The sequence below is a fragment of the Streptomyces corynorhini genome (assembly GCF_003346515.1).
GTDB classification, from domain to species: Bacteria; Actinomycetota; Actinomycetes; order Streptomycetales; family Streptomycetaceae; genus Streptomyces; species Streptomyces corynorhini.
The window spans coordinates 1-25,795 of sequence record NZ_QQNA01000081.1 but is presented as its reverse complement, the minus strand read 5'-3'; the positions used below and the strand labels follow the sequence as shown (position 1 = coordinate 25,795).

Genomic DNA, 25,795 nt, shown 5'->3' with positions numbered 1-25,795 from the left:
CTCCGGGTGGGTGGGTTTGTTGCTCCCCGGACCGGTGGGCCGGGCGATCCCCGGACCGGGGGCCTTGCTGTCCTCCGGGCCGGTGGGCCGGGCGATCCCCGGACCTGTGGCACCGTTCCCCGGTTCGAAGCGGTAGCCCACCCCCCACACCGTCCGGATCAGCCGGGGGCGGGCCGGGTCGTCCTCGACCTTGCCGCGCAGCCGACGGACATGCACCGTGACGGTCGACAGGTCGCCGAAGTCCCAGCCCCACACCTCGCGCATCAGAGCCTCCCGGCTGCAGGCCCGCCCGGGATGGCGCAGGAAGAACGAGAGCAGGTCGAACTCCCGGAGAGTGAGCGGCAGTTCGACGCCGTCCTTGGTGGCACGACGGGCTCCGGGGTCGACGGCCAGTCCCGCCGCGCCGAACGGGCGCGTTCCCGTGTCGGGGTGGGAGCGGCGCAGCACCGACTCCACGCGCAGGACCAGTTCCCGGGGGCTGAACGGCTTGGTGACGTAGTCGTCGGCGCCGACCTCCAGGCCGAGGACGCGGTCGTCCTCGTCGCCGCGGGCGGTGAGCATGATGACCGGCACCGGGCCCCGGCCGCGCAGTCGGCGGCAGACCTCCAGACCGTCCATGCCCGGCAGCATCAGGTCCAGCACGACCAGATCGGGCCGGTGCGCGTCGGCGCGGACGAGGGCCGTGGGCCCGTCGGCCGCCCGGTCGACCAGGTAGCCCGCGCGGTCCAGATATCCGGCGACGACTTCGGAGACGGTCGGGTCGTCGTCGACGACCAGGACCCTCGCCGACCGGTTTCCGGCGGCTCGTGCCCCGAGGGGCTCGTACGGCTGCTGCATGGCCCCAGCCTGGCACCGCGCCGTCCCGGGCGTCGCCCCCAGAGGCCGCCGCGACCCCGACGTCCGTGTTTCGTAAGGACCTCAAGTCCGAATTGCCCGTTTCGCGCTCGTAGGGTGACACCGTGACCCTCCCACCGCCACCAGATGTCGATATCGTCCTGCCCTGCCTGAACGAGGCCGGGGCGCTGCCCTGGGTGCTCGCACGGATCCCGGACGGCTGGCGCGCCCTCGTCGTCGACAACGGCTCCACCGACGGCTCGGCGGACATCGCCCGCGCCCTCGGCGCCACCGTCGTACCCGAGCCGCGCCGGGGTTTCGGCGCCGCCTGCCATGCCGGTCTGACCGCCGCCGACGCCGACATCGTCTGCTTCTGCGACTGCGACGCCTCCCTCGACCCCGCACTGCTCCTGCCGTTCGTCGACGAGATCCGCTCCGGCTCGGCCGACCTCGTTCTCGGCAGGCGGCGTGCGCACGGCCGGGGCGCCTGGCCCGCGCACGCCCGCGCGGGCAATCTGGCGCTCGCGCGCATGCTGCGCCGCCGGACCGGGCTGCGCCTGCACGACCTCGGCCCGCTGCGCGCCGCCCGCCGCGAACGGTTGCTCGCCCTCGGCCTCACCGACCGGCGCAGCGGCTATCCCCTGGAGATGGTCGTACGGGCCGCCGACGCGGACTGGCGGATCACCGAGCACGACGTGCCGTATCTGCCCCGTACCGGCGCCTCGAAGGTGACCGGCACCTGGCGCGGCACCTGGCAAGCGGTACGGGACATGAGCCGCGTCCTGTACGAGAGCCCCGACCACGCGGGAGGAACCGCACGGTGACCACCCTCCTCGTCATCGCCAAAGAGCCCCGGCCGGGGCGCGTCAAGACCCGGCTCACCCCGCCCTTCGCCCCCGAGGAAGCCGCGGAGCTGGCGGAAGCCGCTCTCGCCGACACCCTGCGCACCGTGGCGGCGGCGCCCGCGTCCCGGCGGGTACTCGTCCTCGACGGGGCCCCGGGCCGCTGGCTGCCGCCCGGCTTCGACGTCGTACCGCAGTGTGCGGGCGGACTGGACGAGCGGCTGGCGGACGCCTTCGCGCACTGCCACGGCCCGGCGCTGCTCATCGGCATGGACACCCCGCAGGTGACGCCCGAGCTGCTCACCGTGGACTTCGCGGGCTGCGACGCGTACTTCGGCCCTGCGCGGGACGGTGGCTTCTGGGCGCTCGGCCTGTCCCGCCCCGACCCCGCCCTGTTGCTCGGTGTGCCCATGTCCACTCCGGTGACGGGGGCCGTGCAGCGGCAGCGGCTGGCCGCCGCCGGGCTGCGCGTGCGCGACCTGCCGTGCCTGCGGGACGTCGACACGGCGGCCGACGCGTACGCGGTCGCCGCCCTGGCCCCGCACAGCCGGTTCGCGGCGCGGCTGGCCCGGTGCGCGACGGCGGCGGGCCGCCCATGAGCGTCGCCGTGCCGCCGTGGGCGGCCGCCGACTCGTACGCCGCCGCCCTGCGCGCGGGACGCGGGCCGCTGTTCCTGCGCCGGGACGACGGCTGGCTGCTGCCGCTGGAGGTGGAACGCTGGTGCGCCAGGGCCGACCCCGTCGACCTGGACGTGCTGAACCGGTGCGAGGACACCGTGCTGGACATCGGCTGCGGGCCGGGACGGCTGGTGGCGGAACTCGCCGCCCGGGGCAGGACCGCGCTCGGCATCGACGTCAGCGAGGCCGCCGTCGCCCACACGGCCCGCCTCGGCGGCCAGGCGCTACGGCGCTCCGTCTTCGAGCCGCTGCCCGGCGAGGGCCGCTGGGGCACGGTGCTGCTCATGGACGGCAACGTCGGCATCGGCGGCGACCCGCGCGCGCTGCTGGAGCGGGTCGCCGGCCTGCTCGCCCCCGGCGGGCTGCTGATCGCCGAGACCGCGCCGGTGGACATCGACGAGCGCGTGCACGTCCACATCACCGACGCACACGCCACGGCGGGCACCCCCTTCCCCTGGGCCCGGCTCGGCACCCCGGCCCTGCACCGCTACGCGCGGGGCTGGGAGCGGGCCGGTCACTGGGCGGCGGGCGGCCGGCGCTTCGCCGCCCTGCGCAGCCGCGATGTCGGCCGCGATGTGGGCCGAGGTGTCGGCCGAGGTGTCGGCCGCGATGTCGGCCGAGGTGTCAGCCGCGATGTCAGCCGCGATGTCGGCCGAGGTGTCAGCCGCGATGTCAGCCGCAGCACCAGCAGCAGCGCCGAGCCGCCGAACAGGACGGCGGTGATCAGCAGCCAGCGGGTGAGGAAGCCGTCCGGCGACAGCCCCGTGGCGAGCCGGTAACGCTCGTCCACCGCCCCGCTGATCAGCGGGAACCACACGAGCAGGAGCAGGCAGGACAGGGCGGCCGGGACCCGGACGTACATCGCCCACTCCCGGCGGCCGACCGCGCCGAGGGCGCGTACCACCGCCCGGTCCGCCCCCGCGTACAGGGGCAGCAGTACGAGATCGTGCAGCAGCGCCGCCCCCACGATCCACAGCGCCACACCGGCCCAGTCGTCCGCGAGCAGCCGCACACCCGCGTAACCGGCGAGGGCGAACGAGCAGGCGAGCAGCAGCAGTCGCACCGGGCCGCCGACCGGAACACGCGGAAGCATCACAGGTCTCCGAACGTCATACGGGCCACCCATTTGGTGTTCAGCACACCGGGAGCGGCGGGCACGATCACGCGGGCGGGATAGCCGTGGTCGGGCGACAGGTCCTCGCCGTTGACGTACAGGGCGAGCAGGGAGCGCGGGTCGGCCACCTGGTTGGCGCGCAGGCCCGCCCGGCGGAAGGCGCCGTGCCGCTGGAGGGACTCGACGAGGACGTCCGGCGGGTCGTCCTCGTACCCGACGAGCGCGGCGAGGTCACGCAGCCGCACCCCGCGCCACCACTGGTCGGACGTCGACCAGCCCTCCACGCAGGCGATGGGCAACGCGGCACTGTGCAGGGGAAGTTCGGCGAGCCGGGCGCGGCTGAGGCGGACGGTGCCGGTCCGTCCGGTGACGACGAGCCGCCAGGCGTCCTCACCCGTCTCGGCGGCACGGATCCCGGCGTACGCGGCCCTCTTGTTGATCTGGAACCCGTTCGGGCCGCCGCCGGGCTCGGCCCCGCCGTGCGGCGCGAGGAGGGCGGTACGGCGCAGCCCGTCGAAGCTCCGCCCCGCCGTCGTGGCGAACAGCAGCAGCGAGCCGCCCCCGACGAACAGCAGGGCGCCGCGTCGGGAGACGGTCGGCTCGGCGGGATTCGGGGACACCAAGTCGTTCCGCTCCTCGCGCAGTTGGCGCAGATTGCGCGCCGCGGTGGGCATCTTCAGCAGCGCGTGGGCCGCGAAGGCCGCGAAGAACACCCAGGCGCCGTAGAAGTGCAGCGGATAGAAGGAGCCGGGGAAGACGTAGTTCAGCTGGACGTTGAACACCCCGGTCACGAACTCGAACAGCCCGCCCCCGACGAGCAGCAGCAGCGAGAGCCGCTCCAGCGCGTGCGCGAGCGAACGGGCGGGCGGCAGCGCGAACAGCCTCGGCACCACCGACCACAGCTTGGCCAGCAGAACGGGGATCAGGGTGATGCCCAGGGTGACATGGACGCCCTGGTTGAGCCGGTACAGCCAGTGGGGACGCGTGGGCCAGGCGAAGAGGTAGAAGCCGAGGATCCCCTTGCCCGGGGTCTTGTCGTTGACCGGCGCCAGGTCCGGGTTGTAGGCGGCGTACGAGAACAGGCCCGTCACGAACAGCACCGTGATCCCGACGAGCAGGACGACGCCCAGCACGGACGTGAGCCAGGGGCCGCGCAGGGGGCTGCGCCAGAAGCGCGGGGAGGTGGGGGAGGTGAGTGAAATGCGGGAAGTGGGGGAAGTGCGGGAGGAGATGAGGGGCCGTGGTTCGTCTCGCATGGTCCGAACGTAGGCCGCGAGCGCCCGGGTGAAGGGCGTGCGGCTCATGACGAAACGCTGACGTCCGTCCGGGGACGGCGGTGTGTGAACGTCCGCCCGCCTAGCGTGCCGGTGTGACCCGCACCCGAGCCGTACGCTCCGACGAGCCGCACACTCCGCACACCCCGAGCGCCGACGGCACCGACCGCACCCACCGCACCCACCGACCGTCCCGTGGCCTGCGCCGTGACCTGTACGCCGTCGGCGCCGCCGCCCTGCTGGTGACGGCGGCCGTACTGATCGGCGACCACATCGAGCGGACCCACCACACACTGCGCGTCGGCCGACCACCGGTGCTCGGCTCCTGGGAACCGCACATCGGCCCCGGCACCCCGGCGGCCGTGGTCGTCGCGATCCTCACCGTCGTCCACGGCCCCGCCCTCGCCGCCCGTCTCCCCTGGCGGGCCCTGCTCCCGCTGGTCTGGGGCACGTCCACGGCCTGGATATTCTCCCTCGCCCTGATCGACGGCCCGCAGCGCGGCATCGCCTCCCGCCTCACCACCCGCAACGAATACCTCCAGGTCATCGACCGCTTCCACGACATCCCGGCCGCCCTGGGCGACTTCACCCAGCACATCCTGATCGACTCCCCCGACAACTGGCCCGCCCACGTCGCCGGCCACCCCCCGGCCGCCACCCTCACCTTCGTCCTGCTCGACCGGATCGGCCTGCGCGGCGGCGGCTGGGCCGGGGTGTGGTGCGTCACCGTCGGTGCGACGGCCTGCGTGGCCGTACTGGTCGCGATCCGCGCGCTGGCCGACGAACGCCTGGCACGACGGGCCGCCCCGTTCCTCGTCCTGGCACCGGCCGCCGTGTGGATGGGCACCTCGGCGGACGCGTACTTCGCGGCGGTGGCCGCCTGGGCGGTGGCGCTGCTCGCGCTCGCGGTCACCCGGCGGTCCCTCCCGGCCGCCGGGGCGTCCGGACTGCTGACCGGCCTGACCTGCTACCTCTCGTACGGCCTCACGCTCTTCGCGCTGATCGGCACGGGGGCCCTGTTCCTGGGACGGCACCGGGCCGGGAAGCGCCCCGCACCGCTCGTACCGCTGCTCGCGGCGGGGCTCGCCGGGGCGGCCGTCGTACCGGTGGCCTTCACGCTCGCCGGATTCGACTGGTGGGAGGCGTACCACCTCCTGGTCACCCGCTACTACCAGGGCGCGGGCGGAGTCCGCCCGTACGGCTACTGGGTATGGGCCAACCTCGCCTGCACCGTGCTCATCACCGGCCTGGCGACCGCGGCGGGGCTGCGGCGGACGGGCGCGGTGCTGACCAGCGGGCGGGGCATCGGCCGGGGGGTCGGCCGGGGCGGGAGCCCGGCCGCTGCCCGTACCCGCCTCGCGCTCCTCGTGGCCGCCGCCCTGCTCGCCCTGCTGATCGCCGACCTGTCCGGGATGAGCAAGGCGGAGACGGAGCGCATCTGGCTCCCCTTCGCGATGTGGCTGCTTCCCGCGTGCGCGTTCCTCACCCGCCCGCGCGCCTGGCTCGCCGCTCAGGCGGTGCTCGCGCTGCTCCTCAACCACCTGTTGCTGACCGGGTGGTGACAGGCCGGACGGTGAGTCGGTCCGTCCGTTCCCAGGGCCGCGGTGGCGGCAACGGAAGCGGTCGGAGAACCACGCGCGAAAGCGCCCGTCGGCACCGCATTGCCGACGGGCGCTTCCGTGACTCCGGGGTGTCCGTGACTCCGAGGTGTCCGTGACTCCGGGTCCGGGGTCACAGTGCGTACAAGCGCACGCAAACGCCTACAAGCGCGCAAGCACGCAAGCGCGCTCACGGGAACATGGCGATCCCCACAACGACGATCAGCAGGACCACCAGCACGATGCCCACCGTCGTCCATCTCCCACCGTGCATCAATGGGGCCTTCGGGCCGCCGCCTCGGGGGCGGTCCTCGGGGAGCGTCGGGTGCGGCGGTCTGTCGTGGGCGTAGAAGTCGCTGTCAGTCATGCGAACCCCCTCACAGAGGTCGACGCGGTTCCACCCCCACCAGCAGGTGGCCCCTATCGGCCCCCTGCCCGCTTATACGCCAATTGTACGCTTTGCGCCGGGTGCCGAAAGGCGGCTCCCCGCGTCAGATCCCCATCGACGCCATTTCAATGGCCGAGCGGTAGTTCAGCGCCGTCGCGCTCACGCACACGCGGTACGTACGGTCCTGGGAGACCACCAGGAAGTAGTCGCGCAGGTTCTTCCAGTAGTTGACCAGGTAGCCCATCCCCGGGATGAATCCGGCCGGTCTCGGCACCAGGGCGAACGCCTCCGAGCACTTCAGGATCTCGCCCGTGGCCGTCGACAGGATGTCCGCGACCTCGCTGTTCATGTCCCAGCCCGCCGCCAGGCTGTCGCCCCAGATCGCCCCCGCGATCGCCCGGAGCCGCTCCTGCTCCTCCGGTGTCGGCGCCGCGCTCGCGGTGGTGGCCTCCACCGACACCCGCGCGGCGCTTTCCGTACTCACGGCACTCGCCGAGCCCGCCGTGCCGGCGACCAGTGCCGCGCAGGCGGCGGTCAGCGCCACCGTGGATCTCCATCTGGACAACCGCTGTTCTGACATGCGTCCACCCACCCCTCTGAAGCCGGTCAGTTCCTCACCAAGGGTCAGTGATGACGCACCCTCCGTCAACGGTGCCTCCGCGCACCCTCACCGCACCCCGCGCCGCCCCGGTCCCGGGCCGCTCACCTCCCCCGCCGCCCGCGTGATCGCCGCCTCCACCGCGCCCATCCGGTCGGCGAGCAGCCCCAGGGCCGCGATCGCGCGGGTCAGGGGGTCGGTGTCGGGGCCGCCGAGGGTCGCGTCGCGCACGTGGGCCCGCTTGATCTCCGCCCAGCGGGCCGCCCGCTCCGGGGTCGACGTGCCGCGCAGTTCGGCGAGTTTGAGGAGGTTGGACTCCGCGCCCGAGGTCAGCGTCTGCGCCTCGCCCGTGTAGTGGTCCTCGATCACGGCGGCGAGTTCGGCGTCGTTCATGACGGCGTCGATCCGGGCCACGATCTTGTTCATGTTGCGGTACGAGCCCTGGAGCAGGAACGGCGGCTCCGTGCGCGTCGCGTCCGACTGGGCCGCCGAGGCGATGTACGCCTCGTTGACCGCGAGAACCGTCTCGCGCGCCGTCAGCAGATGGCGCAGCACGGCCAGCACCCGGTCCAGTTCGGCCGCCGGGTACGGGTGGACCAGGCGGTCCGTGCGGGCCGTCGGGTCGCCGGAGGCGAGGCGTACGAGGACCTCCAGGTCGGCGCGGTCGCGGGCGGCGAGCGGGGCGAGGACCGGGTGGGCGGTGAGGGCGTTCTCCACGAAGCTGAGCGCGAAGACGTCCTCCTTGCCGGTCAGCACGTCGCCCAGGTTCCACACGTCGGCGCGGTTGGCGAGCATGTCGGGGATGCGGAAGCGGTGGCCCGACTCCGTGTACGGGTTGCCCGCCATGCAGACGGCGAAGCGCTTGCCGCGCAGGTCGTACGTCCGCGTCTCACCGTTCCGTACGCCCTCGACGCGGCGCTGCGCGTCGCACAGCGAGATGAACTGCTGGAGCAGCTCAGGCGAGGTGTGCTGGATGTCGTCCAGGTAGAGCAGGGTGTTGTTGCCCGCCTCCAGCGCGAAGTTGATCTTCTCGACCTCCTGGCGGGCGGTCGCGTTCGGCGCCCGGTCCGGGTCGAGGGAGGTGACGGCGTGGCCGAGGGCCGGGCCGTTGATCTTGACGAGGACCAGGCCGAGGCGGTCGGCGACGTACTCCATGAGCGTCGTCTTGCCGTAGCCCGGCGGCGAGACGAGCAGCAGCAGGCCGTTGCTGTCGGTGCGCTTGGACTCGCCGGCCGTGCCGAGCTGCTTGGCGAGGTTGTCGCCGATGAGCGGGAGGTAGACCTCGTCGATCAGCCGGTTGCGTACGAAGGACGACATGACGCGCGGCCGGTAGTCGTCCAGGCGCAGCCGGGTCCGCTCGGCCGCGACGAGGGCGCCGCGCAGCCGCTGATAGGCGCGGAAACCGGGGGCCACCCGGTCGCGGAAGTCGGCGGTGCGGGCGAGGAGTTCGTCGAGGCGTACGGTCAGCCGGCGGCGCTCGATCCTCGGGTGGGCGCCGAGCAGCCCCTCGACGGTCTCGCCCGGCGGGGCGCTCACCTCGTAGCGGGGCAGGCCGGGGCAGAGTTCGACGGCGGCGGCCTCGGCCAGGTCGCCGGGGTCGATGCCGTCCTGGCCCCCGGCCGCCGCGTAGGCGGCGAGCCAGTTCTCCACCAGCTGGCGGCGGGCGGTCAGGTCGTCGCCGAGACCGGCGAGGTCCTCGTCGTACGCGCAGCTGCCGGAGTCCGACGTGCCCACGGCACGGCGGAACTTGTCGAGCAGCGTACGGGCTCCCGCGCTGGTGGCGAAGCCCTCCGGGCCCGAGGTCAGCTCCTCGAAGAGGTATGCGGCGGCCGATGCGTGTTCCGTCGGCTCGCCCATCGCGGCGGCCGATGCGCGCTCCACCGACCCGCCCATCACGGCGACCGATGCGCGCTCCACCGACCCGCCCATCACGGCAGCCGATGCGCGCTCCACCGACCCGCCCATCACGGCGACCGATGCGCGCTCCGCCAACTCGCCCATCGCGGCGGCCATTTCCCGCTGGAGCGCCCCGATCGCGGGCGCAAGACCGAACGTCTCCCTGGCCCGCGCCATCGACACGGCCCGCCGGGTCCACGCCGCGCGCGCCTCCGGTGTCGTGCCGTGCGCCCAGAACAGCTGGGCGGCGGCGCGGTCGGCCGCCGGGTGGCGCAGCGGCCCGGCCTCGGCGCGCAGCCGCAGCAGGGCGCGCAGGATCAGCGTGGCGTCGTGGTCGTGGACGCCGCGCTCGTACCCCTCGTCGTACGCCTCCTCCGCCGACCGGCGGACGAACGCGGCCAGTTCGGCCGGGTCCATGCCGAGGAGCGTTCCGGCGGGCGCCTCGTCCGCCAGCAGCCTCGCCGCCAGATACTCGCCCCGGTACACCCGCGCCGACTCCGACGGCAGCTCCTGCCCCCAGTACGGCCGGGTCGCCGCGAACTCCGGGTCGGTGACCGGGGCCCGGTAGTCGGTGCCGGTGAGCGCGAAGCTCAGCCCGCCCGCGCCGCCCTGGCCGTCCGGGCCCCGCGGTACGAGGGTCAGCTCCAGCGGCTGGGTGTTGACCGCGAAGCTGTGGCGGCCCAGCCGGATCAGCGCGCCGCCGTCCGCGTACAGGTCATGACGGTCGCGCAGCGCGCGGGCCGCCTCCTGGCGGGCCGCCTTGATCCGGCCGTCCAGCTCCTCCGCCCGTACCCGGTCGCCCAGTTCGCGCAGCTCGGCGACGGTGCGCCGGACCTTGGCGACCATCGGGTCGGAGGCGAAGTACGTGCTGACCTCGTCGGCGGAGGCCAGCGCCGCCGCCCGGCGCGCGACCGTCTCCAGCACCCGGCCCGCCGACTCGCCCAGCCGCTCGGCGCGCCGCGCGCGGGCGTCCTGGAGGCCCTGCTTGCGCGCCGAGAACGTCTCGTACACCTCGGTGCGCCTGCCCGACAGCTCGGCGAGGAAGTCGTCGGACTCGGCGAAGCGTGATTCGAGGTCCTCCAGCCGCAGCAGCAGCCCGGCGAGCTGCTCGTCGCAGCTCTCCGGCGTGCCCGCGGCGGCCAGCGCGCCCGTCACGGCCTGGCCGAGCAGCGCGAACTCCGCCGCGAACTCGGCCCGCCCCTCCCGCACGCCCAGCTCCCCCCGGCGGGCGTCCAGGGTGGCGCGGGCGGCGTTGACGCCGCCGAGGACCTCGGCGAGGCGCTCCAGGATGGACGTGCGGACCGTCGCGTCGCCGATGTCCAGGCCCGCGACGACCTCGGTGACCGTGCGCAGCCCCGCCGCCACCTCGTCGAGGCGCGCGGCGAGCGGGGCGGCCTCGGCGGCGGTGGCGATCGCCTCGGCGGCGGCCGTCAGCCCGGCGATGTCCTCGTGGTAGCCGCCGAAGGCGTCCTCGCGGCTCAGGAACCGCACCGCGCGCCGCGCGAAGACCGTGAGGTCCTCCGCCACCTCGGCGCCCAGGGCGTCGATACGCGCGGCGTCCGCGTACCGCTGGTCCTTGAGCGTCAGCAAGTGGCCGTGCGCGCGCCGCAGTCCGGTGAGGCGCTCGACCCATTCGGCGGCGGTGCGCGGCGCCTCGCCCCGGGTCCCGCGCACCAGCGCGGCGATCCGCGCCGCCGACTCGTCGAACGCCTCGGCGGCCTGCCGGGTCAGCGTCTGTACGGTCTCGAACTCGGCGAGCACCTGCTCGGCCGTCGTCCGCACCCCGGACAGCGGCTCGCGCAGATCGCCCGCTTCGGCGTCGCCCAGCCAGTGGTAGGTGTCGGCGGCGCGGACGCACGCGGCGAGCAGCGTCTCGTACACCCCGGTCGTCGGCGCGCCGGTCTCGGTACCGGCGCGCGCCAGCGACAGGCAGTCGGAGATGCCGCGCACCAGGTCGGCGTTGCCGATCCGGCCCAGCGGCCCGGCGTCCGCCCCGGCCCGCTCCGCGGCGGCGTAGGTGTCGGAGACGTAGGGCGAGCCCCAGATCTGGAGCGGGTGGACGCGGGCCGGCTCCTGCGCGTCCGGGGCCCGCAGGACGACCAGCGCGCCGTCCTCGAAGAGCGCGTACCCGTGGCAGGCCAGCGGGGCCGCGACCTCCTTGCGGATCAGGTTGTACGGCAGGAGCAGGCTCCGGCCCTCGGCGCGGGCGTGGAACGCGTACAGCACGTCCTCGCCGTTCGGCGAGCGCAGCTCGCGCTCGAACTCCAGGCCGTCGGTGCCGGTGTCGAACGTCTTGTGCGCGCCGGTGGCCAGGCAGTAGCCGCCGGGGAAGATGATCCCCTGGTCCTCCGGCAGCCGACGGCACGCCTGCCCGATGCCGTCGAGCCGCACCACGGTCCTGGTGACGGTGTTGAAGACGAGGTGGCGCCGGGTCTCCTCCTTGTACGGGCGCACCCGCAGCAGGACCAGCGCCCCGGCCCGCGCGTACTCGACCTCGGCGTCGGCCAGGGACTGGAGCGGCTCGTCCACCGGCTCGGTGTGGATGCCGCCGCCGGTCTCGGTGTCGTTCTCCGTGCGTACGGTGAGCGCGCCGCCGACCGTCGAGACGTAGACGGTGCCTCCGGCGACCGAGAGGTGCGGGTGGCGGCCGAGGACCTGGTCCTCGCGGGTCGTGGCCGTCCACTCGACGTCCTGCGCGGCGGGGAAGACATGGTCGCGCTCGCCGCGCGCGTCGAGGAACTCCGCCGTCCCGTCCACACCGATCGCCCAGCGCAGCACACGGATGTCGTCGGCCGCGGCGCCGGTCCTGAAGACGGCGAGCAGCTTGCCCTCGGTGTGCCGCAGCTGGAGCAGCCGGGCGCCGCGGAAGTAGCGGTGGAGGTCCGCGAACTCCCGCACGAAATCCGGGTCGTCGAGGAGGCCGGGCACCGCGTCGTCCGGCAGCGGGTGCAACTCGCGGTCGAAGAGGGCGAGAACGTCCCCGACGCCGGACACCCCCGTCGGCCCCGGTGGGACGTTGACGCCGAACAGCAGCACGTCGCCGACCGCGACGACGTCCCGGGGCACGCGCGGCAGCTCCGTACGGATGCGCTCCGTGCCGGTGAGGGTCAGCTCCATGGAGCCGAACGCCTCGATCCGCCGGGAGTTCAGCTCCTCGGCACGCCGCGCCAGCTCCCCGGCCTGCGCGGCGAGCCGGTCGCGCAGCACCTCGTACGTACCGGCGTCCACCGGGGCGGTGGTGGCTGTCGCGGCCGCTGCTGTCTCCATCGGACTTTCTCGCTTTCCGTACGAGTACGACAAGTTCTACGAGTTCTACGAGTTGTTCCGCGCGCGTCGCTCCCGACGCGCGCGCAAGCGGGATCCGGAACCACCGACCCCCGTACGGCGGCTCCGGACCCCGCGCTCCTTCGGGCGGTCGCCGTCAGGAGGTCGTGGCCGGGGCGGGCCCGGTACCGTTCAGCGCGGCGATCGGCGTGTCGGCCAGCCCCAGCCGGTCCGCCTGCTCCAGCAGCTTCTCCAGCTGCGTGGAGCCCGCGACCCCTGACTTCATGAGCTTCACCAGCAGCGCGGACACCGTCAGGTTCCGCACGTCGGACGTCGCGACCGAGCCGAGGATCTGCTTCAGGTCCTCCGGCAGGCTGGCCGAACCGTCCAGATACGGCTTCGCGAGCAGCTGCGCCGTCTCCGAGTGGGCCATGAAGCCGTCGACGCTCTTGCCGAGCGAGATGGACGACATCAGCCGGTCGAAGAAGACCGATTCCCCGCCGACGATGTTGATGTCGGAGTTCTCCAGGCCGGTGGCGAGCACCGTGGCCTGCGCCTCCGCGACCTGGCGCTGTACGTCGAGACCCGCGAGCCGGATCTCCTTCTCCGCCTGGAGCCGCAGCCGGTACTCCTCGTGCGTACGGGACGCCTCGTCCAGCGCGGCCATCGCCGCGGCCTTCTCGGTCAGCCCGGCCGCCTCGGCCTTCAGCTTCTCGCCGATCATCGCGGCGTCGGCCGTGGCCTGCGCTTGCGTACCCTCGGCGGTCGCGAGCGCCTTGAGCCGCGCGCCCTCGGCCTCGGCCCGCAGCCGGGCCTCCATCGCCTCGGCCTCCGCGCGGCCTGCCTTCTCGGCGACGTCCGCCTCCTTCTCGCGGACCTGCGCCTCGGCCAGCCCCATCGCGGCGGCCTCCGCCTGGATGCCCTCGGCGAGCCGCAGCTTGGCGCGCGAGTCGAGGTCGGCCGACTTCAGCCGGGCCTCGGCGAGGGTGAGCTGCTCGGCGGCGTTGTGCTTGGCCGCCGCCTCGGCTGCCTCGGCCGCCTTGATGTCCTTGACCAGCTTCTCCTGGGCCTCCGCCTCGGCGCCGATGATCACGGCCTGGCGGGTGCGCTCGGCCTCCTCGACGATGCGGAGCTTCTTGATGGACTCCTCCTGCTCGGCGACCGTACGGTCCACCGCGATCCGCTCGCGGATGACATCGGCGACCTCGCGGCGCTCCGCCTCGACCTCCTTGTCCTTGGACATGCGGCTCATCTCGGTCTCGCGCTCGCGCCCGATGACCTCCAGGAGGCGGTCCTTCTCGATCCGCTCGTTCTCGATGGCGATGACCCGCTCGCGGTTCTTCTGCGCCACCGCGATCTCGCGGGCCTGGTTCTCCCGCTGCACCCCGAGCTGCTCCTCCGTACGGAGGAACGCGGTCTGCGCGCCGAGCCGCTCCTCCTCCTGCACCTTGGAGGTGGCCGCCTCCTCGCGGGCCCGCAGCGTCTCGACCTCGCGGCGCTGCTTGATCTCGGCCTCGGCCTGCCGGCGCTCCAGCTCCAGGATGGTCTCCCGGGCGTCGACGTTCTGCCGGGTGATCTCCTTCTGTTCGGTGCGCTGGAACTCGTTCGTACGGACGTGCTCGACCGCCGTCAGCTCGGTGATCTTGCGGATGCCCTGGGCGTCGAGGATGTTGGCGCCGTCGAGCTGGGTCATCGGCGTCTGCTCAAGGAAGTCGATGGCGGCGTCGTCGAGGTGGTAGCCGTTGAGGTCCGTTCCGATGACCCGGATGATCCGGTCCCGGAACTCCTCGCGCTTGGTGTAGAGGTCGACGAAGTCGAGCTGCTTGCCGACCGTCTTGAGCGCCTCGGAGAACTTGGCGGCGAAGAAGTCCTGGATGGCGATCTTGTCGCTGGCGCGTTCCGTGCCGATGGCCTGGGCGACCTTGATGACGTCCTCGACGGTCTTGTTGACCCGGACGAAGAACGAGATGTGGATGTCGGCGCGGATGTTGTCCTGGCAGATCAGCCCCTCCCTGCCGGTACGGCGGATCTCGATGATCTTCACCGAGATGTCCATGTACTCGGCCTTGTGCAGGACCGGCAGCACCACGGCGCCCGTGAAGGTGACATCCACCTTCTTGGTCTTGGAGATGATCAGCGCCCGGCCCTGCTCCACCTTGCGGAACAACCGGCTGATCAGCAGAAACGTTGCTATGGCGATGAGCAGGACAACGGCGATCAGCACGCCGATGCCCAAGGAGATGGCATCCATGAGGAGTCCTTGCGAAGCGAGAAAAAAGCGAAGAGTGGGCTCAACGGAGCGGGCGTGTGCCGCCGTTCGGCGGCGCACGGTCAGTGTGGGTACGAAGTCAGTGGCGGTACGAAATCAGTGGCGGTACGAAGGTCGGTGGCCATGCGGAATCGGTGGCGGTACGAAGTCAGTGGTCATGCGGATTCAGTGGTCACGCGGCGGCGGGCAGCACAGGACGGGAGTCGCGGAGGGAGTCACGGACGGAGTCACGGGCTCGGCGGTACCGGCCCGCGGTACCGGCCCGCGGTACCGGCTCAGCCGGCGGCGCGCGGGTCGAGCGCCGTGTCGTACGGCGAGACCCAGAAGAACTCGCCCTCGACATCGAACGCGTACAGCAGCCCCGTGCTCCCGTAGCCCATGACGTCGTCCCCGCTCTGCCTCACCTGGACGAGCGCGGTCGAGCCGTCGGCGGCCGCGACCTCGGCCTGACCGAAGTCGGCGGAGACGGAACCGGTACGGATCGTGCACGTCAGCCCGATGAAGTCCAGCCGCGAGGGAGGCGCCTGTTCAGGAACCAGGTCGCGCAATCGGCGCACCAGCAGCCGGGTGACGCCCCAGGCGATCAGCGACGCGGCGACCAGTACGGCGAAGGACCAGAGCGTACGGACGGTCCCCGGCTCGACGTGCCGACGCACCAGCACCGACCCCGCGAGACTCGCGAACCAGGCAAGGGCGATCAGCAGGGACACCGGGACGGTCACCGGCACTCCACCGAGCCCGGTGGGGCCCGCGTCGGTGTCCACCTGCGCGTTGAAGGCGTCGTACTCGGCGGCCCCCGCCAGCACCAGCAGCCAGAAGGCGATCACCACGATCAGGGCGACGCCGAACAGGACTGCGGGGAAGCCCAGCGCGGCGGTCAGAAACTCACTCATCGCCCACCTCCCCACATGTCCGGCCGGACCCCGGCGCCGGGTACGTTGCCGTAACCAGGCGCCGGGTTCCGATCCCCCGTTGTTCCCCCGTGTCCCCCGTTGTGCTGAGATCATTGTGCTTGCAGACAGCACATATGCGCATTGCCGGATCCCGGCAATCTTTACGTTTCCTTAATGCCGGGCCCGGCCCCAAGGGCGGAGCCGGGCGCACACGCCGAATCGCCCGGCCGCGCGGCTGTTCGCCGGTGACCGGGCAACTCGGTGGCGGTACGTCCCGTGCGCGGTCGGGCGCCGGGCGCGTCAGGGAGCGGGGGCTACCAGGACGGCATGACCTCCTGCGGATAGCGGGATCCCGCCGCACCGCGCGGCAGGATCTCCCGTACCCGAGCGAGGTCCTCGGGCGTGAGCGTCACGTACGCCGCCGCCGCGTTCTCCTCGACCCGCAGCGGGCTGCGGGTCCCGGGGATCGGCACGATGTCGTCGCCCTGGGCCAGCAGCCAGGCCAGCGCGAGCTGGGTGACGGTGATGTCCTTGGCCTCGGCCAGCGCGGTCAGCTCGTGGACCGCGGTCAGGTTCTTCTCGTAGTTGCCCGGCTGCCAGCGGTCGTCCCAGCTGCGCATGTCGTCCGCCGCGTACTCGGCGGCCGGCTTCACCGCGCCGGTGAGGAAACCACGCCCCAGGGGCGAGTACGGCACGAACCCGATGCCCAACTCCCGCACCACCGGGAGCACATCGGCCTCCACGGCACGCTCGAACACCGAGTACTCGGTCTGGAGCACGGACACCGGGTGGACGGCGTGGGCGCGCCGGATGATGTCGGGGCCCGCCTCGCTGAGCCCGAGGTAGCGGACCTTGCCCTCGGCGATCAGCTCGCCGACCGTGCCCGCGACGTCCTCGATCGGCACGTCCGGGTCCACGCGGTGCTGGTAGAGCACGTCGATGTGGTCGGTGCCGAGGTGGCGCAGGCTGTTCTCGGTGACCTCGCGGATGTGCTCCGGGCGGCTGTCCAGCGCGGCTCCGACCGCCTCGGGGTCGCTCAGGTCGAAGCCGAACTTGGTGGCGATCACGATGTCGTCGCGGAAGTCCCGCACGGCCCGGCCGAGCAGCCGCTCATTGCTGCCGGTGCCCATGCCGTACAGCTCGGCGGTGTCGAAGAGGGTGACGCCCAGCTCGTAGGCCCGGCGGATGGTGGCGCTGCCGCCCGGCTCGTCGCCGGTGCCGTAGGCCATGGTCATGCCCATCGTGCCGAGGCCGATCGCCCCGGCCTCCAGACCCTGGGTACCGAGTGCCCGCCGCGGCAGGCTCTTGTCTTTCTGTGTCATGCCGCCCACGCTAGGCTCGCGCCACCTGCGGAGGCATGGGGCACGGACCGCACAGACTTGCCTAATACTCTCAAGGGGGCAGGGGTACGGGGTAGTGGCGGAGGACGGGGCAGTGGCGGAGGACAGGGCAGTGACGCAAGACAGGGCAGTGGCGGAAGGACGAGCAAGGGACAGATCCGCGCTGGACGGTCTCGCGGCGGCCATCACCCGGCATCGCGACGGCCTGTGGTCCGAGACCGCGGCGCCACGCCTCACGCTGGTGGCGCTGGACGAGTTCATCGCACCCATCGACATCGTCTACGAGCCGATGATCTGCTTCATCGTCGACGGGGCCAAACGCGCTGTCGCGGGCGACCGTCAGTGGGTGACCGGACGCGGCGAGATGTTCCTCAACACGCTCGTCCTGCCGGTCACCGCCGTGTTCGAGCGGGTGCCGTACCGCGCGGCGGTGCTACGGCTCGACAGCGGCGTGCTCGCCGATCTGCTGGTCGAGCTGGACGACGCGCGGCCCCCCGCGTCGCGCGCCGCCGGTGAGCAGATCTCCGCCCCCATGTCCCCGCAGCTCGTCGACGCGCTCACCCGCTGGGTGCGGCTGCTCGACACTCCGGACGACATACGGCCGCTGGCGGCCCGTACCGAGAGCGAGATCCTCTACCGGCTACTCAGCGGCCCGCTCGGCACGGCCCTGCGCCAGTTCACGCTGTCGGGTTCGAGCGCGGCCCGGGTGCGCGCGGTGGCCGCGTGGATCTCGGCGCACTACGCGGAGCCGCTCAGCATCGGCACGCTCGCGGCCCTGGCCCATATGAGCCCGGCCACCCTGCACCGCCGCTTCAAGGCCGCCACCGGAATGAGCCCGCTGCGCTTCCAGAAGCAGCTGCGGCTCCAGGAGGCCCGCCGACGGCTGGTCGCGGGCGACACCACGGCGGCGCTCGTCGCGGAGGCGGTCGGGTACGTGAGCGCGACGCAGTTCAACCGGGAGTACCGGCGCGCCTACGGCCTGCCGCCCGCCCAGGACGCCGTCCGCCTGCGCGACCGGCTGACGAGCGCGGAACGGGGCTGACGCCCCGGAACAGCACAACCGCCCCGGAGGCCAGGACGTGCGGCCTCCGGGGCGGTTGCGCGGTGCGCGGGTGTGCTGTGTGCGGTGTGCGGTGTGCTGTGTGCGCGAGGAGCGCGGTGCGGAGGCGCTCAGCCGCCTACGTGAGCAGGTACGCCTTCACGACGGTGATGCTGTACGTGTTGCCGCTCTTGTCCGTGAGCTTGGCCTTCAGGGAGACCGAGGTGGCCTTCTTCGGGTGGTCGAGGGAGAGCGTGCGCTTGCCCTTCTTGGTGGTGACGGGGGCCTTGGACCACTTCTTGCCGCCGTTGTAGGAGACCTGGACGGCGAGGGACTTGAACTTCTTGGCCGCCGGACCCTGGATGGTCAGCGGGACCGTGAGCCTCTTGCCCGCCTTGGCGGTGCTGGCCGGGGTCAGCTTCGGGGCGAAGCGGACCGTGGAGAGCGGCAGGGTGGTGGTCCGGTCGCCCGCGGGCTTCTTCGAGGTGAACGTCCAGGCCGCGACGAGCCGGGTGGAGACACCGGCGACCTTGGTGGAGCGGGTCACGTCCGTACTGACGCGGTACGTGGCGGACTTGGCCGGCAGCCCTCCGAACTCCCCGCAGAGCGGACCCTTGACACCGACGGCCTTCTTGCCGTTGACGGAGATGACGGTCCGCTGCTTCGTCGTGACCGACTCTCCGTCGTGACCGGCGCCGTCGGTGAACTCCGCTATGCAGAAGTCGAATTCGTTGCCCGTGCGCCGGGCGCTGTTGTACTGGTCGACCTTCGGACTGAACACACCGACGTTGAAGGTCCGCCCGTAGGTCTTCCTGGGCAGGTAGACCTTGGGACCGCTCTCGGTGAAGGTGGCATCGAGGTTCGTGCCCCTGGCGTCGGTCTGTCCGACGCCGAACTCCCACCGGGACCCCTTGGGCGCGGAGAGATACGTCTTCGCCGTGGCGGGCAGGGCGAAGGGCCTGGAGACCGTTTCGGACCCGGTCCCCGACGGCAGCTCCCACGTCGGGCTGATGAACCCCTTGCGGTTCTTCGCGGAGGAGCCGATCCTCATCTTCACCAGGGCCAGTTCGCTCTTGGCGACCTTGTGGCTGAAGCCGGTGTGCAGCGAACCGGTGCGGTGGTAGAGGAGGTTGTAGGTGGTGCTGCCCTTCTGCCAGGTGCCGCCCAGCTGGGAGCCGAACCGCTTCGCGGACAGGGCGGGCCCGACGTGGCCGGTGCGCAGGCCGCTGAACGAGTCGGCTTCCAGCTTGCTGGAGTAGTAGCTGTCCGCCGCCCGCTCGAAGCCGTACCGCACGAACACGTCGACGGCCTTGGCGGACTCCGGCACGGTGATCTTCACCGGCTTCGCCTTGCGCGCGTCGAAGGTGACCGTGGAGTTCTTGGTGACGGAGATCCTCGGCCGCACCATCAGCGCGACATCCGGGTCGGCCTTCGCGCCCTTGGGGGTCTGGACCAGCGACTCCAGGAGGTACGTGCCCTTCGGCACACGCGTCTTGACGACGCCGTCCCCGTCGGTGTCGTACACGTCCTGCCAGAACTCGACATTCTTCTCGACGATCGTGGTGCCCGACCGCGAGGGCCTGCCCTGGGTGTCGACGTACTTCAGGGTGAGGTCGTACGCCTCCGCCTCGCGCAGCACACCGAAGGTGGTGCGCACGCTCTGGCCGCCACCGGCCGCCTTCGCGACGAGCGTCCCGCTGTACGAGCCGTCCGGGCCGTCGATCCGGGTGTTCGTGGTGAGGCCGACGCTCGCGGTGCCGCCGGGCGGGACGGTGACATGGTCGGCGCCGGTGCGGAAGAACCCGGCCGGGGCGGGCTTGCCCTTGGGGCCGGTGCTCTCCAGGGAGAGGCCGAGGGTGACCGGCTCGCCGCCGTCGTTGCGGTAGGTGATCTGCCTGGTCACCGGCTGGTCGTCGGTGTGCGGCCACTGCTGCGTGCCGAAGTTCACCGAGGTCTGCTCGCTGACGACGATCTGGGTCATCGCCTTCGCCAGGTCGGTCCTGCCGGTGCCCTGCTGGAAGGGGGCCGGACCGCTGGTGGGCTTGGCCGAGGAGGTCAGCGCCTGCTTGATCCGTTCACCGGTCCAGTCGGGGTGCCGCTGCGCGAGGATCGCGGCGGCGCCCGAGACGTGCGGGGTGGCCATCGACGTACCCGACATCGCCACGTAGCCGGGGGCGACCGGGGTGCCGACGCTGCGAGCGGCCTTCGCCGCGACGATGCCCACACCGGGGGCGGTGATGTCGGGCTTGAGCGAGCCGTCGGCCGTCGGGCCGACGCTGGAGAAGGCCGCGATCCTGTCCGCGCGGTCCACCGCGCCGACGGTGAGCGCGGAGGCCGCGCTGCCGGGGGAACCCACCGTCCCGGCGTCGGGGCCGTCATTGCCCGCCGCGATGACGAAGAGGATGCCCTGCTCGGCGGATATCCGGTCGACGGCGGCTTCCAGCGGGTCGACCGCGGGGCCGTCCTCGGAGCCGAGGCTCAGGTTGGCGACCTTCGCGCCCTGGTCGGCGGCCCACTGCATGCCCGCGATGATGCCCGAGTCGCTGCCGGACCCGTCGTCGCCGAGCACCTTGGCGCTGAGGATCTTCGCGCCGGGCGCGACGCCCTTGTACTTCCCGCCGGACTTGGCACCGGACCCCGCCACGGTCGAGGCGACATGCGTGCCGTGGCCGTCGTGGTCCACGGTGTTGCCCGCACCCGAGAAGTCCTTGTGCGCGATCGCGACTCCCTTGAGGTCGGGGTGCGTCCGGTCGACGCCCGTGTCCAGGACGGCGACCTTCACGCCGCTGCCGTCGTACCCGGCCCGCCACGCCGTCGGCGCGCCGATCTGGGACACGCTCCTGTCCAGCGCGGCCGTGCGCTTCCCGTCCAGCCACACCCGGGCGATACCCGGCGCGACCGCCCGTGCCTCACGGCCCTGCCCGGCCGACCCGGCCGATCCGGCTGCCCCTGACGCCCCGGACGACCCGGACGCTCCGGACGACCCGGTCGTCAGGGCGTCCCACACCTCGGGCGACTCGGTCTTGGGCGCGCTCAGGGCCTCACCCGCGACGGCGGGCAGACTCCGGCGCACCTCGACGTCCGCCGCCGCGATCGCCGACTTCGCGGCGGCCCGCTGCTTCGTGTACGAGACGATCAGCGGCACCGTCCCACGGTGCGCGTCGTCGTACTCCGCCCGCAGCAGCCCCGACACGTTGAACAGCCGCCGGTCCAGCGTGCCCTGCCCGATGAGCCGGGCCGCGTCGGCCGGGAGCACGTACGTGTCGTCCCCGACCCGTTTGACGGAGACCAGCACGCCCTCACGGCCCTGGGCACGCTGGACGCGGGTCACCCGGCCACCGGCGTCGACATGCACCCGGTCGCCTGTGATCAGGGTGACCACGGACCCGGTGTCTCCCCGTCCGTGTCCCTGTCCGTGTCCCTGTCCGTGTCCCTGTCCGTTTCCCTGTCCCTGTCCTTTCCCTTGCCCTTGCCCCTCCCCCTCCCCCTGCCCTTGCTCCGCCGTGGAAGCGACCGCCGCCGCGCCCGAAGCCGCCCCCGCTGTCAGCCCCGCCGTGAGCAGTGCGGCCACTATGGCCGCACCGGCTCTCTTCGTGTGTGTGAGCAAAGCTCCCCGCCCCTTGGGTCAATGAATTGACGCATCGATCGATGCGTCAACCGGCCGCGCTGAAAGCCCAGTTCAGGAACGCGTGCCTGGCCGGTGGCCGGTGCCCACTCTGTCGCGTGGGAGCGGTGGCGACCTGAGTAGGCGTACTCAGGCTCCGGTCAACCAGCGGGCGTGTTCGGGGCGGGCCATGTACTACCTGAGCGGTACGGCCCGTGCGACCCAAGTCGCGCACGCGCCGCGGGCGTTGTATCCGGTCCGGAGCGGTCGCCGCGGTCGCCGCGGGGCGCCGCGGACTCCGCGGGGCGCCGCGGACTCCGCGGGGCGCCGCCTAGAAGACGCGGTCGCGCCGGATGTGGTGCGGGATGAGGTCGAGGAAGGCCCGCAGCGCGCGGGTGGGCGGTCGCGCCGCCGACGCGACCGCGTTGAGCGTCCAGGAGAGACGGGCGTCCGCGACGGGAACGGTGCGTACCGCGTCCCCGGCCGCCGCCGCGAACTCCGGGGGCAGCAGCGCCACGCCCAGGCCGTGCGCCACGTAATCCGCGATCGTGGTGATGTCCGAGACCTCGATCAGGACCCGCCGGGCCAGCTCCGCCCTCGTGAACGCGTCGTCCACGAGACGGCGTTGACCGAATCCCGGGGGCATGTCGACGAAGGGCTCCCCCGCGATGTCCCTCAGCCGCGCGCTCTTCCGGCTGGCCAGCGGGTGGTCGGCCGGAACCAGCAGCTGGAGGTGGTACCTCTTGAGCGGCCTCGCCGTGAGGGGCTCGCCCTTGATGTCCGTCCCCACGAAGGCCACGTCGACGTGGCCCTCCTTGATTCTCTGGATCAGCCCGGAGGCTCCCCGCTGGGAGGTCTCGGTACGCAGCCGGACCTCCGGATGCCGCCGGTGGAAGTCGCCCGCGAGAGCGGGCACGTCGATCACGGTCAGCCCGCCGAGAACGCCTACGGTGAGGCTGCCGCGCAGCCCGGTGGAGAGCGGCTCCACCACGGCGCGGGCCCGGTCGAGTGCCTCGATCGCGGTACGCGCCTCGGGCAGGAACGCCGCACCGGCCTCCGTCAGCCCGACCGACCGCGTGGAGCGGATGAGCAGTTCGGCCCGTAGCTCCTGCTCCAGGGCCTTGACACCGGCCGACAGCGTGGACTGGGTGACGTGCAGCCGCTGGGCCGCCCGCGTGAAGTTCAGCTCCTCGGCGACGGTGATGAAGTACTCCAGCCTTCGCTGATCCACCGGCCCCTCCCTCCGAGCGGCGCGCTTCCCACCGCACCTCATTCATCGACATTTACGATTGAATATTCGAAAACATTCGTTGGACACGATAGCCAGTCGGAGCGACGGTTGTCGTGCGGGCGGCCGTCACCCCGTCCAGGAAGAAGGGCCACGCGGCAGGCGGGCCCGACCCACCACCAGCGGAAGGAACAGCGGCGATCTGTCCGGCCGCACCCGTTCCCGAAGGGCCTCCGTATGACCACTCCCGCCACACCTCCCTCTCGCGAGGCCGTCACGGCCCGTACGAGCCGTACAGCTCGTGCGGCTCGTGCGGCCCGTACAGCTCGTGCGGTCGGCACGGCTGGCACGGCTGCCATGGCTGGTACGGGCCGTACGGCTGGCACGGGCCACACGGGCCACACGGGCCACACGGGCCACACGGGCCATACGGGCCATACGGGCCATACGGCTCACGCCGCGCCGCCCGGGTCGGGCCGCCGTCCCGTCCGGCCCGGTTCCCTGGCCGTCGTGGCGGCGATCGCGGCCGGAACGGTCGTACCGGTACAGGCCAGGCTCAACGGCGAACTGAGCCATCACCTCGACGACGGCATCGCTGCGGCGGCGATCAGCTTCACGGGCGGATTCGTCCTGCTGTCCCTCCTCGCCCTCTTCTCACCCGGGCTGCGTGACGCGCTGCGCCGACTGGCCGGTGCCGTCCGGGACGGCCGGCTGCCCCGCGGGTACCTGCTGGCCGGTGTACTCGGCGGCACGTTCGCGCTGGCCCAGTCCACCGCCGCGCTGATCACCGGCATCGCCGTGTTCACGGTGTCGGCCATCGCAGGTCAGACCCTCGGCGGTCTGACCGTGGACGCCCGGGGCATAGGCGGCGGCCTGCGGCAACACCCGGGCGCCGCACGGCTCGTGGGCGCCGCCGTCATCCTGGTGGCCGCCGTCGTGTCGGCGTTGCCCCGCCTCACCAGTACCCCCGCTCCCGCCACCGTCGCCCTGCCCGCACTCGCGGCGATCGCCGCCGGTTTCCTGCTCGGTGTGCAGCAGGCCCTGAACGGGGCGTCGGCCGCCGCGTCGGGCTCGCCGCTGGCGGCGACCTGGCTCAACTTCTGCGTCGGAGCGGTGTTTCTCGGCGCCGTCTGGGGCGTGAAGACACTCGTCCAGGGAACGTCGGGGCAGCCGCTGCCCACCAGTTGGTGGGTCTACCTCGGCGGGCTGTGCGGCACGGTGTTCGTCGGCGCCTCGGCGTTCCTCGTACGCCGGATCGGCGTCCTGCTGCTGGGCATGGCCTCGATCGCGGGACAGCTCGCCGGTTCGATCGCCCTGGACTTCCTGGTCCCCTCCGGCGGCCGGTCGTCCCCCTCCGCCCTCACCGTCCTCGGCGCGTCGCTCACCTTCGCCGCCGTCTGGACAGCCTCCCGGCGCCCCCGTGGCACCGCAGGGCAGTGACCCCCATCCGCCCCTCCTTAGAGGCCGCGCGAATAGGTGGGGCGGCCTCTTAAACCCACAGTGCCGCCCGCGGCACGAAAGGAATGAACAGATGTCCCCCAACCAGCCCCAGAACGAGGAACGCCTCCTGATCAAGGGCGCGTACCTGATGACGCAGGACGAGCAGCTCGGCGACTTCGTCGGCGACGTCCTCGTCGCCGACGGCAGGATCGTCGGCATCGGCCGGGACCTGACCGACGACCGGGCCAGGACCGTCGACGGCACGGGGAGCGCCGTACTGCCCGGCTTCATCGACACGCACCGCCACAACTGGCAGGGGGCGCTGCGCAACCTGGGTCCCGCCTGGACCTACCAGGAGTACCGCGGCCAGGTGCAGATCGGCCTCGGCCAGCACTTCGAACCGCGCGATGTCCGCGTCGGCAACCTGGCGGCGGACCTGTTGTCCCTCGACGCCGGGGTGACGACCGTGCGGGACGAGTCCCACATCAGCAACAGCCCCGAGCACTCGGACGCGGCGATCGCGGCACACTGGGAGTCGGGCATCCGCGCCGTGTTCGACCACGGCTGGCCGTCGACGGAGGCCGAGCAGTGGCAGTTCGGCAGCGACCGCTCACACCCCGACGACATCCGGCGCATCCGCGAGGAGGTGCTGTCCGACGACTCCGCGCGGGTCACACTCAACGCGATGCTCCGCGGACCGGAGATGTCCACCCCCGCCGTCGCCGAGCAGGACATCCGGCTCGCCCGGGAACTGGGCCTGCGGATCAGCATGCACGTGGGACTCGGCGAGTGGGGAGCGGAGCAGCAGTCCATCCGGCGGCTCGCCGAGACGGGACTGCTGGCCTCCGACATGACGTTCATCCACTGCTGTACGTCGACCGACGAGGAGCTGAGGATGCTGGCCGCGCACGGAGCCAGCGCCTCCGTGGCCGGGGCCCTGGAGGTCTTCATGCCGGGCCTCGGCCAGCCGGCCACCAACCGGCTGCTGGCCGCCGGTGTCCGCCCGAGCCTCAGCGTGGACACCGAGACGATCGTGAGCGGCGACATGTTCGGCGTCATGCGGGCCACGCTCGCCTACCAGCAGTTGATCCGCGCGGGCGCGGCGGGACCGATGGACCGGGCTCCCGGCCTGCCGACCTTCGACGCCGCCGACCTGCTCTCCTTCGCGACCATCGAGGGCGCACGGGCCGCAGGGATCGACGACCGCACCGGCAGCCTGACCCCGGGCAAGGAGGCCGACCTGATCATGATCCGCCTCGACCACGCCAACACACTGCCCGCCACGGACGTCGCCGCCACGATCGTCGCGGGCGGCCACGCCGGCAACGTCGACCTGGTCATGGTGGCCGGTGACGTCGTCAAGGAGCACGGTGTGCTGAGGGCGGGGAACGCGGTCTTCGACGAGGCGGCGGCCTCCCGCGACCGGCTGTTCCACGCAGCCGGTCTGCGGCTCCCCGGCTGAGGGGGCGGGGTTTGGGGTGCCTCTATGTCCTTCGT

Annotated in this window: 17 protein-coding genes; 7 read left to right on the top strand and 10 right to left on the bottom strand. The window is 72.4% G+C overall.

What is annotated here, in order from left to right; translation table 11 throughout:
- The coding region (locus DVH02_RS11945) for a response regulator transcription factor (RefSeq protein WP_147286045.1) at positions 1-837 on the bottom strand (837 nt) is incomplete at its 3' end.
- A 122-nt stretch (positions 838-959) separates the two neighbouring features.
- Here DVH02_RS11945 and DVH02_RS11940 point away from each other — a divergent pair.
- From DVH02_RS11940 to DVH02_RS11930, 3 genes are read left to right on the top strand one after another with little or no spacing between them, the layout of a single operon-like run.
- Positions 960-1,658, top strand: a complete 699-nt coding sequence (locus DVH02_RS11940; RefSeq protein WP_114623760.1) for a glycosyltransferase family 2 protein — start codon at positions 960-962, stop codon at positions 1,656-1,658.
- On the top strand, positions 1,655-2,275 hold the full coding sequence (locus DVH02_RS11935) for a TIGR04282 family arsenosugar biosynthesis glycosyltransferase (RefSeq protein ID WP_114623759.1): 621 nt from the start codon (positions 1,655-1,657) through the stop codon (positions 2,273-2,275). The genes DVH02_RS11940 and DVH02_RS11935 overlap by 4 nt, the downstream gene beginning before the upstream one ends.
- A complete protein-coding gene (locus tag DVH02_RS11930) occupies positions 2,272-3,132 on the top strand; it encodes a class I SAM-dependent methyltransferase (protein WP_233518172.1) in 861 nt (286 codons plus the stop codon). Before DVH02_RS11935 ends, DVH02_RS11930 begins: the two co-directional genes overlap by 4 nt.
- Positions 3,133-3,445: 313 nt before the next feature.
- Here the strand turns inward: DVH02_RS11930 and DVH02_RS11915 are convergent, their stop codons facing one another.
- Positions 3,446-4,723, bottom strand: a complete 1,278-nt coding sequence (locus DVH02_RS11915; RefSeq protein WP_114623763.1) for a molybdopterin-dependent oxidoreductase — start codon at positions 4,721-4,723, stop codon at positions 3,446-3,448.
- Positions 4,724-4,941: 218 nt separating this feature from the next.
- Between DVH02_RS11915 and DVH02_RS11910 the strand changes: the two genes are divergently transcribed.
- Positions 4,942-6,303, top strand: coding sequence for a hypothetical protein (locus tag DVH02_RS11910; protein ID WP_114623762.1), 1,362 nt, complete (start codon positions 4,942-4,944; stop codon positions 6,301-6,303).
- A gap of 226 nt (positions 6,304-6,529) precedes the next feature.
- Here the strand turns inward: DVH02_RS11910 and DVH02_RS35540 are convergent, their stop codons facing one another.
- The 6 genes from DVH02_RS35540 to DVH02_RS11885 all read right to left on the bottom strand — a co-directional run bounded on the left by DVH02_RS35540 (position 6,530) and on the right by DVH02_RS11885 (position 16,969).
- The gene (locus DVH02_RS35540) at positions 6,530-6,706 is read right to left on the bottom strand and encodes a hypothetical protein (protein WP_199566247.1); all 177 of its coding nucleotides are present in this window, start codon (positions 6,704-6,706) and stop codon (positions 6,530-6,532) included.
- A 124-nt stretch (positions 6,707-6,830) separates the two neighbouring features.
- On the bottom strand, positions 6,831-7,271 hold the full coding sequence (locus DVH02_RS11905; RefSeq protein WP_325051350.1) for a hypothetical protein: 441 nt from the start codon (positions 7,269-7,271) through the stop codon (positions 6,831-6,833).
- A gap of 123 nt (positions 7,272-7,394) precedes the next feature.
- Positions 7,395-12,488, bottom strand: a complete 5,094-nt coding sequence (locus DVH02_RS11900; RefSeq protein WP_114623757.1) for a DNA repair ATPase — start codon at positions 12,486-12,488, stop codon at positions 7,395-7,397.
- 154 nt (positions 12,489-12,642) lie between these two features.
- Positions 12,643-14,736, bottom strand: a complete 2,094-nt coding sequence (locus DVH02_RS11895; protein ID WP_114623756.1) for a flotillin family protein — start codon at positions 14,734-14,736, stop codon at positions 12,643-12,645.
- 293 nt (positions 14,737-15,029) lie between these two features.
- On the bottom strand, positions 15,030-15,647 hold the full coding sequence (locus DVH02_RS11890; RefSeq protein ID WP_114623755.1) for a hypothetical protein: 618 nt from the start codon (positions 15,645-15,647) through the stop codon (positions 15,030-15,032).
- A 314-nt stretch (positions 15,648-15,961) separates the two neighbouring features.
- On the bottom strand, positions 15,962-16,969 hold the full coding sequence (locus DVH02_RS11885) for an aldo/keto reductase (protein ID WP_114623754.1): 1,008 nt from the start codon (positions 16,967-16,969) through the stop codon (positions 15,962-15,964).
- A gap of 130 nt (positions 16,970-17,099) precedes the next feature.
- Between DVH02_RS11885 and DVH02_RS11880 the strand changes: the two genes are divergently transcribed.
- Positions 17,100-18,029 (top strand): AraC family transcriptional regulator, encoded by a 930-nt coding sequence (locus tag DVH02_RS11880; protein WP_233518171.1) that lies wholly within the window; start codon positions 17,100-17,102, stop codon positions 18,027-18,029.
- A 136-nt stretch (positions 18,030-18,165) separates the two neighbouring features.
- On the opposite strand, the gene DVH02_RS11875 is transcribed toward DVH02_RS11880, so the two are convergent.
- Together DVH02_RS11875 and DVH02_RS11870 are read right to left on the bottom strand one after the other, a co-directional pair.
- Entirely contained in the window at positions 18,166-21,408 is a 3,243-nt protein-coding gene (locus DVH02_RS11875) for a S8 family peptidase (RefSeq protein ID WP_233518170.1), read from the bottom strand.
- A gap of 553 nt (positions 21,409-21,961) precedes the next feature.
- A complete protein-coding gene (locus DVH02_RS11870; RefSeq protein WP_114623752.1) occupies positions 21,962-22,861 on the bottom strand; it encodes a LysR family transcriptional regulator in 900 nt (299 codons plus the stop codon).
- A gap of 507 nt (positions 22,862-23,368) precedes the next feature.
- On the opposite strand from DVH02_RS11870, the gene DVH02_RS11860 reads away from it, so the two are divergent.
- Complete coding sequence (locus DVH02_RS11860) at positions 23,369-24,298, top strand: DMT family transporter (RefSeq protein ID WP_233518169.1); 930 nt, start codon at positions 23,369-23,371, stop codon at positions 24,296-24,298.
- A gap of 91 nt (positions 24,299-24,389) precedes the next feature.
- Positions 24,390-25,760, top strand: coding sequence for an amidohydrolase family protein (locus DVH02_RS11855; RefSeq protein ID WP_114623749.1), 1,371 nt, complete (start codon positions 24,390-24,392; stop codon positions 25,758-25,760).
- Positions 25,761-25,795: the final 35 nt, after the last annotated feature.

Bases quoted from the DNA above. Each gene is read 5' to 3' on its own strand.
- DVH02_RS35540 (WP_199566247.1), bottom strand. From the start codon at position 6,706: ATGACTGACAGCGACTTCTACGCCCACGACAGACCGCCGCACCCGACG.
- DVH02_RS11890 (WP_114623755.1), bottom strand. From the start codon at position 15,647: ATGAGTGAGTTTCTGACCGCCGCGCTGGGCTTCCCCGCAGTCCTGTTC.
- DVH02_RS11895 (WP_114623756.1), bottom strand. From the start codon at position 14,736: ATGGATGCCATCTCCTTGGGCATCGGCGTGCTGATCGCCGTTGTCCTG.
- DVH02_RS11855 (WP_114623749.1), top strand. From the start codon at position 24,390: ATGTCCCCCAACCAGCCCCAGAACGAGGAACGCCTCCTGATCAAGGGC.
- DVH02_RS11915 (WP_114623763.1), bottom strand. From the start codon at position 4,723: ATGCGAGACGAACCACGGCCCCTCATCTCCTCCCGCACTTCCCCCACT.
- DVH02_RS11900 (WP_114623757.1), bottom strand. From the start codon at position 12,488: ATGGAGACAGCAGCGGCCGCGACAGCCACCACCGCCCCGGTGGACGCC.
- DVH02_RS11930 (WP_233518172.1), top strand. From the start codon at position 2,272: ATGAGCGTCGCCGTGCCGCCGTGGGCGGCCGCCGACTCGTACGCCGCC.
- DVH02_RS11885 (WP_114623754.1), bottom strand. From the start codon at position 16,969: ATGACACAGAAAGACAAGAGCCTGCCGCGGCGGGCACTCGGTACCCAG.